At 63.3% G+C, this 13,711-nt stretch carries 19 protein-coding genes and 1 tRNA gene; 16 read left to right on the top strand and 4 right to left on the bottom strand.

Going from position 1 to position 13,711, the window contains the following annotated elements:
* Positions 1-94: 94 nt before the first annotated feature.
* On the top strand, positions 95-700 hold the full coding sequence (locus tag ACHQ4I_RS33425; RefSeq protein WP_420775878.1) for a hypothetical protein: 606 nt from the start codon (positions 95-97) through the stop codon (positions 698-700).
* Positions 701-1,157: 457 nt separating this feature from the next.
* On the opposite strand, the gene cutA is transcribed toward ACHQ4I_RS33425, so the two are convergent.
* Both cutA and ACHQ4I_RS33435 read right to left on the bottom strand, forming a co-directional pair.
* Positions 1,158-1,481, bottom strand: coding sequence for a divalent-cation tolerance protein CutA (cutA, locus tag ACHQ4I_RS33430; protein WP_420775879.1), 324 nt, complete (start codon positions 1,479-1,481; stop codon positions 1,158-1,160).
* The gene (locus tag ACHQ4I_RS33435) at positions 1,465-2,103 is read right to left on the bottom strand and encodes a helix-turn-helix domain-containing protein (protein ID WP_420775880.1); all 639 of its coding nucleotides are present in this window, start codon (positions 2,101-2,103) and stop codon (positions 1,465-1,467) included. The genes cutA and ACHQ4I_RS33435 overlap by 17 nt, the downstream gene beginning before the upstream one ends.
* A gap of 146 nt (positions 2,104-2,249) precedes the next feature.
* On the opposite strand from ACHQ4I_RS33435, the gene ACHQ4I_RS33440 reads away from it, so the two are divergent.
* From ACHQ4I_RS33440 to ACHQ4I_RS33505, 14 genes are all read left to right on the top strand, one after another.
* Positions 2,250-2,705, top strand: coding sequence for a hypothetical protein (locus ACHQ4I_RS33440; RefSeq protein ID WP_420775881.1), 456 nt, complete (start codon positions 2,250-2,252; stop codon positions 2,703-2,705).
* Complete coding sequence (locus ACHQ4I_RS33445) at positions 2,702-2,953, top strand: hypothetical protein (protein ID WP_420775882.1); 252 nt, start codon at positions 2,702-2,704, stop codon at positions 2,951-2,953. Before ACHQ4I_RS33440 ends, ACHQ4I_RS33445 begins: the two co-directional genes overlap by 4 nt.
* On the top strand, positions 2,950-3,117 hold the full coding sequence (locus ACHQ4I_RS33450; RefSeq protein WP_420775883.1) for a hypothetical protein: 168 nt from the start codon (positions 2,950-2,952) through the stop codon (positions 3,115-3,117). The genes ACHQ4I_RS33445 and ACHQ4I_RS33450 overlap by 4 nt, the downstream gene beginning before the upstream one ends.
* On the top strand, positions 3,117-3,728 hold the full coding sequence (locus ACHQ4I_RS33455) for a DUF2637 domain-containing protein (RefSeq protein ID WP_420775884.1): 612 nt from the start codon (positions 3,117-3,119) through the stop codon (positions 3,726-3,728). Before ACHQ4I_RS33450 ends, ACHQ4I_RS33455 begins: the two co-directional genes overlap by 1 nt.
* 73 nt (positions 3,729-3,801) lie before the next feature.
* Complete coding sequence (locus tag ACHQ4I_RS33460) at positions 3,802-4,173, top strand: hypothetical protein (protein WP_420775885.1); 372 nt, start codon at positions 3,802-3,804, stop codon at positions 4,171-4,173.
* Complete coding sequence (locus tag ACHQ4I_RS33465) at positions 4,173-4,364, top strand: hypothetical protein (RefSeq protein ID WP_420775886.1); 192 nt, start codon at positions 4,173-4,175, stop codon at positions 4,362-4,364. Before ACHQ4I_RS33460 ends, ACHQ4I_RS33465 begins: the two co-directional genes overlap by 1 nt.
* The gene (locus tag ACHQ4I_RS33470) at positions 4,364-5,674 is read left to right on the top strand and encodes an FtsK/SpoIIIE domain-containing protein (protein ID WP_420775887.1); all 1,311 of its coding nucleotides are present in this window, start codon (positions 4,364-4,366) and stop codon (positions 5,672-5,674) included. The genes ACHQ4I_RS33465 and ACHQ4I_RS33470 overlap by 1 nt, the downstream gene beginning before the upstream one ends.
* Entirely contained in the window at positions 5,671-5,997 is a 327-nt protein-coding gene (locus tag ACHQ4I_RS33475) for a hypothetical protein (RefSeq protein WP_420775888.1), read from the top strand. Before ACHQ4I_RS33470 ends, ACHQ4I_RS33475 begins: the two co-directional genes overlap by 4 nt.
* The gene (locus ACHQ4I_RS33480) at positions 5,994-6,194 is read left to right on the top strand and encodes a hypothetical protein (RefSeq protein ID WP_420775889.1); all 201 of its coding nucleotides are present in this window, start codon (positions 5,994-5,996) and stop codon (positions 6,192-6,194) included. The genes ACHQ4I_RS33475 and ACHQ4I_RS33480 overlap by 4 nt, the downstream gene beginning before the upstream one ends.
* The gene (locus tag ACHQ4I_RS33485; protein WP_420775890.1) at positions 6,191-6,514 is read left to right on the top strand and encodes a hypothetical protein; all 324 of its coding nucleotides are present in this window, start codon (positions 6,191-6,193) and stop codon (positions 6,512-6,514) included. Before ACHQ4I_RS33480 ends, ACHQ4I_RS33485 begins: the two co-directional genes overlap by 4 nt.
* Positions 6,515-6,654: 140 nt before the next feature.
* Positions 6,655-7,287 carry a hypothetical protein gene (locus tag ACHQ4I_RS33490; RefSeq protein WP_420775891.1) on the top strand — a complete coding sequence of 211 codons (633 nt, stop codon included), beginning with the start codon at positions 6,655-6,657 and terminating at the stop codon, positions 7,285-7,287.
* Positions 7,284-7,685 carry a deazapurine DNA modification protein DpdA family protein gene (locus ACHQ4I_RS33495; protein ID WP_420775892.1) on the top strand — a complete coding sequence of 134 codons (402 nt, stop codon included), beginning with the start codon at positions 7,284-7,286 and terminating at the stop codon, positions 7,683-7,685. The genes ACHQ4I_RS33490 and ACHQ4I_RS33495 overlap by 4 nt, the downstream gene beginning before the upstream one ends.
* On the top strand, positions 7,682-9,466 hold the full coding sequence (locus ACHQ4I_RS33500; protein WP_420775893.1) for a replication initiator: 1,785 nt from the start codon (positions 7,682-7,684) through the stop codon (positions 9,464-9,466). The genes ACHQ4I_RS33495 and ACHQ4I_RS33500 overlap by 4 nt, the downstream gene beginning before the upstream one ends.
* A 558-nt stretch (positions 9,467-10,024) precedes the next feature.
* Positions 10,025-11,152: a site-specific integrase gene (locus tag ACHQ4I_RS33505; protein WP_420775894.1), complete on the top strand. Its 1,128-nt coding sequence runs from the start codon at positions 10,025-10,027 to the stop codon at positions 11,150-11,152.
* 25 nt (positions 11,153-11,177) lie between these two features.
* On the opposite strand, the gene ACHQ4I_RS33510 is transcribed toward ACHQ4I_RS33505, so the two are convergent.
* Positions 11,178-11,250 (bottom strand) — tRNA-Asn (locus ACHQ4I_RS33510).
* 213 nt (positions 11,251-11,463) lie between these two features.
* On the opposite strand from ACHQ4I_RS33510, the gene ACHQ4I_RS33515 reads away from it, so the two are divergent.
* Positions 11,464-11,709, top strand: a complete 246-nt coding sequence (locus ACHQ4I_RS33515) for a hypothetical protein (protein WP_420775895.1) — start codon at positions 11,464-11,466, stop codon at positions 11,707-11,709.
* Between the two features lie 33 nt (positions 11,710-11,742).
* Here ACHQ4I_RS33515 and dnaG read toward each other — a convergent pair whose 3' ends face one another.
* Positions 11,743-13,665, bottom strand: a complete 1,923-nt coding sequence (dnaG, locus tag ACHQ4I_RS33520) for a DNA primase (protein WP_420775896.1) — start codon at positions 13,663-13,665, stop codon at positions 11,743-11,745.
* Positions 13,666-13,711: the final 46 nt, after the last annotated feature.

Raw genomic sequence — 13,711 nt, forward strand, 5'->3', positions numbered from 1 at the left:
CACTTCCGGTCCGTAGGTCGTCGATACCGCCGAATCGCTCGATACTCACAGGAAATGACTTGGCCTGAACAGGTCATTGCACCAGACTTCATCTGTGGCAGATCAGTTGCTTCCCGACGACCTTTTCGCGGCGATCGGTCGCGTAGCCGCTGCCAGTGCAAGGTTGGAAGAGGCGATACGTGATATCGCCATTGATCACGCCGACACCGGACTCGGCCACGGATCCGTAATTTTTGAGGGCCAGTCGATGGACTGGCTTATTTCTAACGGGGTCGCTGTCATTGACTCGGAGCTGAGTGTGCCGAGCCTGGTGGAGCGCGAGCCCGAAACGTACTCAGCCCTACTGGAACTGCGAGAGCTGACCAAGAGTGCCTCGGCGCTCAAGAACGACCGCAATATCGTCGTGCATGGCGTGTGGCGTGCGAAATGTTGGCTCGCGGACTACGACGAAGCGGACTTCGAGGATGGGGGACTCCCGAGATGCACGCCGAGGTCGTCCCGCTCTAGACGTAACGACGAACCACTCTTCCATGTGAACCGCAGCCGCTACCGGCAGGTCTTCGGTCAGGAGCAGGCGTGGACGGTGTCGGATGTCTTGGCAGTGGCGTCGACCACCAACAGTTACATCGAACGGCTTGTCGGGGCACAGCGAGCCTATAAAGCTGCCTTCGCATCCGATTTTGAACGTCGGCGAGGGTGACCACAGCCGGTTGACCGGGCAGAGAGCCCGCGCGGTTTCGTGTCCAGCTGCTCTCTGTAGGTCGGGTACGGCTAACGTCGTGCCCAGCACGGTCCGGTGATCGAGAAAGCGGTCAGGGTCGAACGGTCTGCGTTCTGCCACGTTGCCAAAGTGGATGCCGTTACAGGCAAACAGGACCGATGCCTTTGGATGGCGCAGTGCGGTGCCGACGCGCCGACGCGCCGTGCGACCGCCGTTCAGGGAGCGCGCTGCGTGTCGTAGCGCGGCGGTGGCGCTCTGCGCCGCCGCAGGCGCTCTTGAATCTATATAGCCAAATTCGGCAACAACTTGTGATCGCGGTGTGCGACCGGGAAGACGTGCGGAGTTCGGACGGAGAGAACACAAAGGAACGGCTGAGGTCTCTAGCCCCCATGAATGGGACAGGCGGAGACCTCAGCCGTTCCTGTGCTGGCGGTTGCTATTGGTCGTCGGTGGAGTCGAGCACCCAAGCGCGGTATCCAGGGTGCACGTCGACCACTGGGACGGCGATTACTTGAGGCGTGTCGTATGGATGCTGTTGGTTCGCTCTCTCAATGATCTTGGGTACGAGAGACTTCCGCGTGTGAAGGACTACGAGCGCTTCGGCGTCATCGGAGATGTCTCCTTGCCACCGATAGATCGAGCGAATAGCAGGGATGACGTTGCCGCAGGCGGCAAGCCGGTCGCTGACAAGCTCGCGAGTGAACGACGCAAGCCAGTCGGCACTTTCGGCAGAAATTGTCACGTCAACTAATTCGTCCACGGGATGCTCCGTTTGTCTCGATGAGTTGTTCGACTATGCGCTTAACGCTGTCGACATCGCGGGCCATTGCTCCCCAACCGGTAATCACTTCGCCGTCGTAGCTCATGCCGACCCATCGGCCGTAAGCGCTCTGACCGTGCTGGTGCAGGTGGAAGTAAATCGAGCCTTTCGACCGCACCGCCCCATCGGTTGCTCGGTACCAGCCAATGAGAGCTTCGTTGTCCCATATGCGGACTTCTCCACGCCACGCATACGTGCCGCCTTCGAGGCTGACGTTCACTGCGCGGCTTGCGTCCAGGTGGATCTGGTCGGCTTGCTGATTCGCGAACATGCTGTGCACGTCGACGCGGGGGACGCCATCCTTTGATGTCTCCCACGCCGCCCACCATTCGCCGCTGAGGTTCAGCCCGGTCGGTATTTCGCCAGCTAGCTCAGCGAGGGAGATGCCGAGGGCCTTCGCAAGTCGGACGGCCACGGAGAACGCGGGTTCTTGCTCTCCGGCTTCGTAGCGAACGACTTGACGAAGGTTCACGCCGATCGTCTCGGCGATCTGAGATTGCGTGAGCCCCAACTGATTTCGACGTGTCCGGATCACCTCCGACATAGCCATCTTCGTCGTCATGGATTCCTTTGCCTCGAACTCTTGCGGGATGTGACGTTCTAGTCCTATAGTACGACTAGACGAATTAGTCGTATCAAGAGACGGCAGTCCTTCCAAACGACGTATGAGTCTCATCTATTCCCACATCGAGACAGGGAGTTCAACCAATGGCTGTGAAGAAGTTTCAGCGGTTCCCGATCCCGCACGACATCGGATTCGAGGCGGGGGCGGCGATCATCAACGTGCCTGAGCCGGTGATGAAGTTCAACGAGCGCAAGCGGGCCTATACCAACGAGCAGGAGCGCGACGAGGAGACCGGTCTTCTGAAGTGGAAGGCCAAGATCATTGACTTCTCGGCGGATGTCCGGGGCTCGGACATGGGCATTGACCTGATCTTCTTGTCGGCGGTGCAGCCGATTCCGACGGGTCCGGAGCTCCGTCCGGGTATGCGTGAGGTGGTCTTCGAGAACCTGATGGTTCAGCCGCGGGCGACCAAGGCGGGTGACTTCGCCAAGCTGATCTACTCGTACTTCGCGACGGGCATCGTGGGCGATAACTCGGGTGCCAAGCAGCCTGCGAACAATGTCGGCGCTGCACGTCCGCGTGACGAGAAGGCTGCGTGATCGTCATGTCGTACATGAGCGTTGTGACCAGTCGATACGACAGCGTCGAACTTGAGTACAAGTCTGCCCGGCCAGGTGAGTACGGGCCTCTGCCTCCGGTGGTGTACCTGAATCTCCGGGACGGCGGGGGCAACGCCTACGTGGCTTTGACCATTGAGGATGCTCGCGCGGTCGCGGAGGCTTTGCCGCAGATCATCATGCTGCACGATGCCGCTGAGCGTCTGGCTGCTGAGAAGGCGGTGGCGTGATGGTCGATCGCGAACTCAACCGGTTGGTATCCGAAGCTCTGACGCAGATGCTCGATCGTGCGGACCGCTACGGTGTGGGCCGGTATGCCTCGATGACGGTGTTCGAGCCGTCGGAGCTGTCGGCAATCGGCTGGCCGTCGAGTACCAGGCAGGCGGATGCGTGATGTCCACGCACAAGGGGATGTTGGCAGCGCGGGTGTTCGCGGTCCTGGTGATCGTGGGCGTCGGCGCTGCCGCGTTCCGCCTCTCGTTCACCACCCTGCGGGATCTGGCGAAGCTGGCGCATATTCCGGCGTCGGATGCGTGGTTGTTCCCGCTGATCATCGACGGCACGATCGTGCAGGCAACGGCTGGTGCGTTGGTGTTGGCGAAGTCACCGGAACGCAAGTTCTTCACCAGGGTTCTGGCGGTGGGTGCGCTGGTGTCGGTGGCGGGCAACAGCATTCACGCTGTCGCTGGTGGTAATCCGCTTCCGGGCTGGTTGTGCGCGGTGGTGGCGGCTATCGCCCCGATTTCGCTGCTGGTCGATACGCACGGTTTGGCGGTGTTGTTCCGTGCCGCACAACGAAACGTGGCCTCCGCGGTTGCTCCTGAACCGGTGATCGAGGAGTCATCGGAGCCGGTGTATGAGGCGGAGGCCGTGGAACCGGTGGCCGAACCGGCAGTACCTGTGGCACCCGTCCGGGAAGCGCTGCCGGTGCGTCCGGCATCTCGCAGTCGTGCGTCGTGGCCGTTGCAAACCGAAATGCTGCCGCTGGAAGGGTTGCCCGCCTGATACGGCGGAGTCTCCAAAGGCTTTGTGGTTCAACCTATTTAACTCATTTTGATGTGCCCAATTAGGAGGGGCAATGTCTGTCTTGATCAGTCTGGAGGATCGCCGGATTTCGGCGGAAGTCCTCACCGAACGCGCGAGCCAGGATGCGCGCTGGGGTGAACAGAATCATCCCGATGGCACGGGTCCGGTGTGGGCGCGTGACGAGTTCGGTGGTTTGGGAGGCAAACTCACTGCCACCGAGTACGCCGATTTGATGCGCTGGCATTGCGCGACGGCTGCTGCCGCGGGTCGGCTCACCTTCCGCCACATCCTGATGGAAGAGATCGCCGAAGCGTTCGCCGAAGCTGATCCGATCGCGTTGCGGATGGAGCTGATCCAGGTCGCCGCGGTCGCTCAAGCCTGGGTCGCCAAGCTCGACCGCGAACTGCGGACAGGGGTTGCGTGATGGTCGAGAACCTGTTTATCCGGCCGATGCTCGCGGGAGTGCTCGTCGTCGCAACGCTGGTCGTCTTGCCTCTCGCGCTGCTGCTGACCGTGGGTCGTGAACCGGCCGCGTCGATTCCGTCGCCTGCTCCGCGTCCTGATGGATGTGTGATGTTCTGCGACACAACACCTTTCGTTGGGGGTGAACGGTGATGTCGATTGCGCCGATTCTGTTGTCGACCGGTTTCACGATGAGTGTGACCGCGGCGATTGTGCGTTCGTGTGTGACGGTGCGCCGACCGGCTGAGTTGACGCACGAGCAGATTGTGGCTTCGGCTCCTGCGGAGTTGCGGCCCGCGGTGTTCGTGCTGGCTGATCCGATGCAAACCTGCCGGATGTTGGAGGCGCTGGGTCTGGGTTCGGTGGACAAGGGGTTTCCGCCGTTGGAGGGCTACGACTACGCACCGCATGGCCTGGATGCCGATTTCCTGCTGCTGGCTGGTCAGTCCCGTAAGGACTGGGCCAACGATCAGATCTTGGATGCGTTCGCTCATGTTCTCGGTGTGCCGAAGGTGACGGCGTTGTCGCCTGCTCCGGGTTGGATTCGCTTGCAGCTGCGAGTGTTTGACACTCTCGCGGCACCGACAGCGTTGTCGGGGGTTCACAACGGCGTGGACCTGCAAGCGGTCCCGGTCGGGATCACTGAAGACGGCGATATCGGCACCCTGCCGATCCTGGGCACCCACGGCCTGTGTGCGGGGGCTACCGGCTCCGGTAAGGGCAGCGTCGCCTACTCGATCCTCGCCGGTGTCGCGCCTGCCATCCGTGACGGCCTGGTGGATGTCTGGTGCATCGACCCCAAGGGCGGTGTCGAGTTCGGTCCCGCGGCCGACATGTTCGTCCGCTTCGCCTACGAATCGGCTGAGCAAATCCTTGCCTTGCTTACCGAAGCGGTCGGCGTGATGCGGAACCGGCAAGCCAACCTGCACGCCGCTGGCCTGCGCAAGCACATCCCGACCAAGGACGAACCACTCATCTTGATCCTGCTCGATGAGGCGGCGGCACTGTCGGCCTACACCGACCGGGAAACCCGGACCAAGTTCGAAGAACTGCTCGGCCTGCTCCTCACTCAGGCTCGCGCGACTGCGATGAGTGTGTGGGCGTTCGTGCAGGACCCGTCCAAGGAGAACATGCCGCAACGGCAACTGTTCCCGATCCGGATCGCCTTGCGTCTGGATGAACCGAATCAGGTCGGCATGGTGTTCGGCTCCGGCGCCCGTGACCGCGGTGCCCGTGCCGATGAGATCTCCGATGCCACACCAGGTGTCGGCTACATCGAGCAAGACGGCTCGACCGCGCTGACTCGTATCCGCTTCTACTGGGTCTCCGACGACAACATCTCCGAACTTGTACGCCAGTACGCTCCGCATCACGAATTCGAGGCTCCGGCACCGGATTACAGCGATTTCGATCCTGATGACCTCGGCGACGAGGATGACGGAATGGCGGGGGTGGCGGCATGAAGTGCGGGTTCGTCAGCGAGGTGCACGTGGTCATCTACTGCGATGTCTGCGGAGACATCTACTCCGACAACGACAGTCAGGCCGCGTGTTTCGACTCCGTGCACCAAGCGGTGAACCACCTCAACGCGCGTTCCGCGGGCGTCGGCTGGCTCTACGACGGCGACAAGGTCATCTGCGACGGCTGCCGTGTCGCTGCCCGCTGCGAGGCCAACGGCCACACCTTCCCCGACTCCTGGCAGACCGTGACACGGCTGCTGGGCATACCTACTCGTTCCCGCACCTGCGAAGTGTGCGGTGTCCCTGAAATCGAGGATCTGCCGTGAAGAAACATATCGACCGCGACCGGGACGAGCTCGACGCCGTTGTGCATGTCCGCTCCGCGCGTCGCTGCCATCTGGAGCGCTCCGGCCTGGATTCGATCGGCATCGCGGTGCGCCTGCTCGCTGAAACCGGTGACCTTCCCGGCTGGGATGACGCACTCGACATCGACGACGACTCCGATTGGGAGTGGGCGGCATGAGCGGGTACTGGAAGCCAACCCGCGATATCGACTTCTACCGCGTCGGTGTCGTGGTCGATGAGGGACGTATCCGGGAACGCTGCGAGGTATTCGCTCAATTCAGCGACGACACCACATACGACGGCGAAGTACAGCTGACCTTCCATCGCGAAGCGGGCTTCAAAGCCGTCGCGCACCTGGTCATGACCGTCGATGACGCTCTCGCTGTTCTCGCTGTCCTGCACGGCGCGATCGGGGAGGCGCTCACGGTCAAAGGTGAACAGCTGCAACCCATCTCGGCTATCAAGGTCGTCACCTCCGGCGGTGATCGCAATGGTTGACCGGTCGAAAAGAACAGTCCCGCAAGTCAATCCGATCGTGGCTGCCGCTGCGGCCAGCATCCGCGGTAAGCGCTCCAAAACCGATCTACACGCGCCGTGCCGCGGCCAACTGAGTTTGTTCGACCTGCAAGGAGATGACCATGACCACAGCGACCGGTAAGCGCAACGACCGTGACCTGTCTGACCTGATCGGGCTGGCGATCCTGAATACCGTGTGGTGGCTGTTCATCGCTGCCGGTGTCGGCCTGTGGTGGGCGGTGTTGTTCCCGATGATCTCGATCCCGCTCGCGGTCGCGGTGGCTGTTGGGGTGTTGGTGGGTTGGCCGGTGGGTGTCGTGGTGGTCGGGGTGTCCGCCGCGGGGATCATGCTGTGGCGGCGTAGTCGTCCGGAGATGTTCGAGCGGTGGGTAACTCGACGTGCACGCACCCGGTTCCTGGCCTGGTTCCGCTACCGGCGTCGCTGGGTTCGGCTGACGAAAGCCTGCCATCTCGACATCACTCGCGAGGACTGGACACTCGTACCGCGGCTGATATCCGTCGAGATCGGCGACACGGTGGACCGGTTGCGAGTGCGGATGCTGGAAGGCCACTGCCCCGCCGACTTCGAAAACCGTGCCATTCATCTGGCGCACGCTTTCGGAGCTCTGGAATGCCGTGTCTCGATCGTCGGTCCTGCTCTGGTGGAACTGGTGTTCCGGCGCGCCGATTCGCTCGCCGAAACCATCGCGTTGCCTGGTCGGGACGCCGGATGGGGCAAGGGGGTGGCGGCATGAGGTTTTTCCTGGGAACCCATCACCCGGTCTGGCTCAAGCGCACCGACAAGGACCTGTTCGTCAGTGACCGTCAACTGCGTGATCGCCGCAGCTTCCCGCGGGCGTTGGGGGAGTGGGCGTTGGACTCTGGTGGTTTCACCGAGCTTCAGAAGTTCGGCGGCTGGGTCACTACCACTCCTGCGGAGTATGTCGCTCGTGCCCGCCGCTACAGCGAGGAGATCGGCGGCCTGGTGTGGATCGCCCCGCAGGACTACATGTGCGAGCCGTTCATCATCCACGGTGGCCAGGTCGGTGAGGTGAAATTCGCCGGTACCGGGCTGTCGAAACGCGAACACCTGCATCGAACCGTCGGCAACCTGCTCGATCTGCGGTCGCTGGCACCGGAGGCCGCCGCATGACCGAAACACAACCCGATTCCGGAGCTCCGAAGCGCGAAACTGCTGCCGATCGACGGGCCATGCCGAACCTGGTCGATATCGCCGAAGCGGCTGCGGAGAAGTGGGGTGTGTGCAAACGGCCGATCCCGATGCGCGCGTTCAACCCCGATACCGGTGAGTCGAAATACATTGCCGCAGCCTGCAAATCAACCCGAGAATCGGACTGCCCTTCCTGTGCGGCGAAGGCTCGCGCGCTGCGGTTCACTCAATGCCAGGAAGGCTGGCACATGGAAGACGAACCGGTCAACGACCGCAAGCCCCCGACCGAACACCAGCAAGCCGTGCTGACCGCTCGCGCCGATTTCCTTGCCAAATACAAGACGGCCCGCGAAGCCGATGACGAGGACGCCGCGCTGGGCTTCCGCAACGTCATCGCTGACCTGGACCGAGAACTACGCGAGTCGGGCCTACAGGGCAGGATTCCCGGTATCGACGCCACGGCGAAACCTCGCCGGTCTCGTTCGACCAAGCGGCGCCAGGACATGCCCAACCTGCCACGCAAGAAGATCGACAAGGCCACGATCGGTCGGCAGTTCGCTGGTAAACATCGCCCCTCGACGTTCGAGACACTCACACTGCCCTCCTACGGTCGCTGCCACCGTGACGGCGCGGTGAACCGCAAAGGCGAGGTCTGCGGAGACGGCTCCCCGATCAATCCCGACACCTATGACTATCGGCGTGCGGCACGCGATGCGATGTTCTTCCCGATGTTGTGGGATCGCCAGGTCCAGAACTGGCGGCGCTCGGCGGGCCGTGATGTGCAGTACTTCGCGACCGTGGAACCTCAGCGCCGCGGAGCTCCGCACATCCATATCGCCGCGCGTGGCACCGATCCGCACGCGCTGTTGAATCAGATCGTTGCCGCGACCTACCACCAGGTGTGGTGGCCACACTTCGACCACGAGGTCTACACCGACGACCGGATGCCGGTCTGGGATTACCCGGCCGGCCGTTTCGTGGATCCGGACCAGGTCGACCCGGAGACCGGGAAACCGGTGCCGCTGCCTACCTTCGACGAAGCATTGGCCCACATGCAGGAAATGGACGACCAGCAACCTGCGCACGTCATCCGCTGGGGCGTCCAAACCGACACCAAGAACATCGGCGACGACGACGGCACCAGCCTCGATGCCGACGGGGACCATGGCCCGGTACGTCCCGGCAAAGCCAAGGGTGTCATCGCCGGTCAGGATGCCCGGAAGCTGATCGGCTACCTGACCAAATACCTCACCAAATCCATCGCTGAGGTTCTCGACGCTCCGAACGAACGCACCCGTCGCCACTACGAACGCCTGCACCACGAGCTGCAGCGCACCCCGTGCTCACCCACGTGTGCGGTGTGGCTGCGCTACGGCATCGCCCCGAAAAATGCGAATGCGAAAACTCAGCCGGGTCGCTGCAAGGGCAAAGCCCACCGCCGAGACACCCTCGGCCTACGCGGTCGGCGGGTTCTGGTGTCACGCCGATGGAGCAACAAGACCCTGCCCGACCACAAAGCCGATCGCATCGAATTCGTTCGGCAAGTCCTCGCCGCGGTCGGCATCGCCAAGGCCGAACAAGCCAACAAATGGGTGGTGCGCCTGACCGAACCGAGTGATCCCGACGTTCCTTCCCGTGAACAGATGATCATGTCCTCCATCGCGCAACGCACGGTCAGGCAGAACGAATACCGCGAAGCAATGGGCCTGATAACGGACCCACCAGGGACGCAAGAACTTTCGGCAATTCAGGAAGCGGCATAGGAACGGGGTGGCGGAGATGAGAGTTCGAGCGGAGTTCGTGAGTCATCACCAGCGGTGGGCGACTACCGAAGAGGCGGCCGAGATTGTGCGTTGCCATCCGGAGGTTCTTCGTCGGTGGAATCGTGAAGGTTCTGCGCCTTTTGCGTTGCCTAAGCCGAAACGTCGTGGGCGTCAGTTCATTTGGGATGTTCAGGCGTTGAACGAGGCTATGGAGTCGATTCCGGCTGACGGTGAGTGCGAGTAGGCGTCATGGCGAGAACGGGGCGGCCTCCTCGTGAACTGGGTGTGCCGGGCGTGGTGAGGTTGACCGAGTTACGCCCCGGGCACTGGGAAGCTGATACGTGGGTTCGTGATCGTAGCGGGCGCCGTCGGCGGGTGAATCGTGTGTCTCCGGACCGTTTCGACAGTCGAGGGCGACGCGTACCCGACAAGGATGGAAGTCGTGCGGAGGCGGCGGTTCGTGCTGCCGCATCGGCTCTTGCGCCCGATAAGGGCAGTGGTGAGATATCCGCTCGCACGACGGTAGCGGAGCTGTGGACGGCGTACAGGGCCTACCTTGTGAAGAAGGGTCGTGCCGAGAACACCTTCCGCCTGTATGACCGGTGGGCGGCCATGCTGGTTACTGAGTATGGGTTTCGCCGTATCGGGCCGGAGGAGTTCACGACGGGTACCGCTGAGTCGTTCCTGGAATGGGTGGCGGCGAACCATGGCCGCGGTTCGATGTTGAATGCTCGGTCGATGCTGTCGGGGATGTTCCGCTTCGCTGTGCGTCGCGGTCCGTTGAGCGTGAACCCGGTGCGGGAAGCCGAGATTCCGGTGAACGTGCAGGCGAAGGGGCGTACGGGTGGCGCCGCGTATATCGAGGTCGAGGACCTGTGCTTCATCCTGGCGTCGGTCTACTGGTCCACGGTTCCATGCCCGCGGAAGCTGACGAAGGCTGAGCAGAAGCGCGGAATCCGTTCCTACACACCGCCGACCGTGGCGGAATACTGCGACGGCGCTGATCTAGCGGACCTGATTGCGATCATGGGCGCGGTCGGTCAGCGACCAAGTCAGGTCCTGGGCTTTGCGTGGCCGTTCTACGACCGCAAGCGGCGCACCATTCAGACGGTCGGCAAGGTGATCCGGGTTCCCGGCAAGGGGTTGGTGCGGGTGGTCAAGGACAACGACCCGAAGAATCCGCAAGGCACGATCGCGCTTCCGGAGTTCGCTGTCGAGATACTCGATCGGCGCTGGGAACAAATGCAGCTGCGCAAGGGCGAGAATCCACCGCCGGACGACTACGACGTGGATTTGATCTTTCCGTCGTTCGAATGGACGTTGCGCGATCCGGTGAATGTCAGTCATCAATGGCAACGGGTTCGTGAGGCGCTGGGGCTTCCCTACGATGTCAGCCCCTACGCGTTCCGGAAACTAGTTGCCGTTCTCCTCGACGATGAAGGGCTTTCCGCCAGGGTGACCGCTGATGTGCTGCAGCACGCTGATCCGGCAATGACTCAGCGCAAATACATGGCGCGCGGGCGAGTGCACCACAGTGCCGCGGCGGTCATCCATAATGCGGTGATGAGCGGCCTGGGTCACAGTGAGCAAGATCAGGATGGGGACGGACCGGCTCCGACTTTTGGGAGACTTTCTGGCGAGTTTCCGGGCCTAGATACGACTACGGCCTCTAACCGTCCGCGTTGATGCGCTGGTCAGAGGCCGTGTTCGGCTCCCCCATCTGGACTCGAACCAGAAACCTGCCGATTAACAGTCGGCTGCTCTGCCAATTGAGCTATAGGGGACTATCCTTTGGCTCGTCCGTACTGGGCGGGCCGAGGTGAAACTTTAGCGTATCGGCGCTCGCCTTCCCAAATCGCGTCTCTACCTGGAGACATGCGGGGGGTTCGGCGTGTCTGGGGGTGGCACGCTGTGGGGTGGATCCGAATCGACAGGCGTAGCGGGCGTCGGGCAGGATGGTAGCCGCGCGCACAGGCACTTTGGGAGGAGCTCTTCGGATGCTGCGGTTGATCATCGGCATTGCGGCCGGCTACGTGCTCGGCACGAAGGCCGGGCGGGTTCGCTATGAACAGATCAGTGCGGCGACCCGTGCTGTGACCGAGAGTCCGGTGACGCGCAAGCTGGTGCTCGTGGGCAGGCAGAAGCTGTCGGACAAGCTCAGCACGCAGGCGAAGCTGGAGCCGATGGAGCCGCTGGACGAGCGCACCACCCTGCTGGTTCCGCAGGATCAACTGCGTCGCTGAGCCCGAACGGGAACGCGAAGGGCCCTGGGCTACTCAGCCTGCGGCGAAGTCGTCGTGATTGCCCATGGCCTGGGTGAGCAGGCTCTTGCGGTACTGCTCCAGGGCCACGAGGTCGCCGAACAGGGCCATGTAGGCATCGGGTTGTTCGGTTGACGACACGCGCTGCAGCTTCGATTTCAGTTCGGCGATCTGGCGGCCGACCCAGGCTTCCTGGACGCGCGCCAGGACGCCGGTGACGAAGCGGGGGATGTCGTTGGCGGACTTCACCGGCATTTGCTCGCCGCAGAGTTCGGAGACCAGGGCCCGCATGGTCAGGTCGTCGGTGCCGTCGGAGACGGCGTTGACCCACTCCGCGCCGCTGAGCCCGGATGTGGTGCCGCCCGCTTCGGCGATCAATGCGCGCACGGCCGCGTACGCCGGATGGGTGAAGGCCTCGGTTTCGATCGAGTCGAAGACCGCACCGGCCATCGCCGGATACTGCAGTGCCGCGCCGAGCGCCTGACGTTGCGGCAGCAGCGCGGGGTCGTTCGGGTTGGGACGGGCGGCGGGATGTTCGACAACCGCACTGGGCTGCGGCGCGCTCACCCGGGCGCCCGAGCCGTTCCCGCGCCCACCGTTGCGGTTGCGTTTGGCTTCCTCACCGACGCGGCGCACCACGGTCTGGATGTCGTCCCAGCCGACCCATCCGGCCAGTTTCGTCGCGTACGCCTTGCGCAGTGCGTTGTCCTTGATCTGGGCGACCACCGGCACGGCGCGACGCAGCGCCTCCACCTGTCCCTCGGCGGTGTCCAGGTTGTGGTCGGCGAGCAGGCCGCGAATCACGAACTCGTACAACGGGGTTCGCCGGGCCACCAGATCGCGCACCGCGCCGTCGCCGGAGTGCTGGCGCAGTTCGCACGGGTCCTGACCGTCGGGGGCGATGGCGATATAGGTCTGCCCGGCCAGTTTCTGGTCGCCGGCAAAGGCTTTCAGCGCCGCCGCCTGTCCGGCCGCGTCACCGTCGAAGGTGTAGATGATTTCGCCGCGCCAGAAGTTGTCGTCCATGAGCAGACGGCGCAGCAGGGCGAGATGTTCGTCACCGAAGGCGGTACCGCAGGAGGCGACGGCGGTCTTCACCCCGGCCAGGTGCATGGCCATCACGTCGGTGTAGCCCTCGACGACCACTGCCTGGTGGCCCTTGGCGATCTCGCGCTTGGCGTGGTCCAGGCCGAAGAGCACCTGAGACTTCTTGTACAGCAAGGTTTCCGGCGTATTGATGTACTTGCCGGGCATGGTGTCGTCGTCGAAGAGTTTGCGCGCGCCGAAGCCGATGACGTCGCCGCCGAGATTGCGGATCGGCCACAGCAGCCGCCGGTGGAACCGGTCGATCGGGCCGCGCTGGCCCTGCCGCGACAGTCCGGCCGCCTCCAACTCCTTGAAGTCGAAACCCTTGCGCAGCAGATGTTTGGTGAGCGCGTCCCAGCCCGCGGGAGCGTAGCCGCAGCCGAATTGCTGGGCGGCATTGCCGTCGAAGTTGCGGTCGGTCAGATATTTGCGCGCCACCTCGGCCTCGGGCTCGCGCAGTTTGGCCATGTAGAACTCGTGCGCGGCGGCGTTGGCGGCGACCAGCCTGGCCCGGGTGCCCCGGTCGCGCTGCACCGAGGTGCCGCCGCCCTCGTAGTTGATCTGGTAGCCGATGCGATCGGCCAGCTGTTCGACCGCCTCGACGAAGCCGACGTGTTCGACCTTCTGCAGGAATGCGAAGACGTCGCCGCCCTCACCGCAGCCGAAGCAGTGATACAGACCGTGGTTGGGCCGAACGTGGAACGACGGTGACTTCTCGTCGTGGAACGGGCACAGGCCCCTCATGGAGTCCGCGCCCGCCCGCTTGAGCGCGACGTACTCCCCCACCACATCCTCGATCCGGACGCGTTCGCGTATTGCCGCGATATCGCGATCAGGGAGTCGTCCGGCCACGGCGGTCAGTCTAGGCCAGTCCGGCCCCGACACGCCCAGCGGCTGG

It is taken from the genome of Nocardia nepalensis (assembly GCF_048910785.1).
GTDB lineage: Bacteria > Actinomycetota > Actinomycetes > Mycobacteriales > Mycobacteriaceae > Nocardia > Nocardia nepalensis.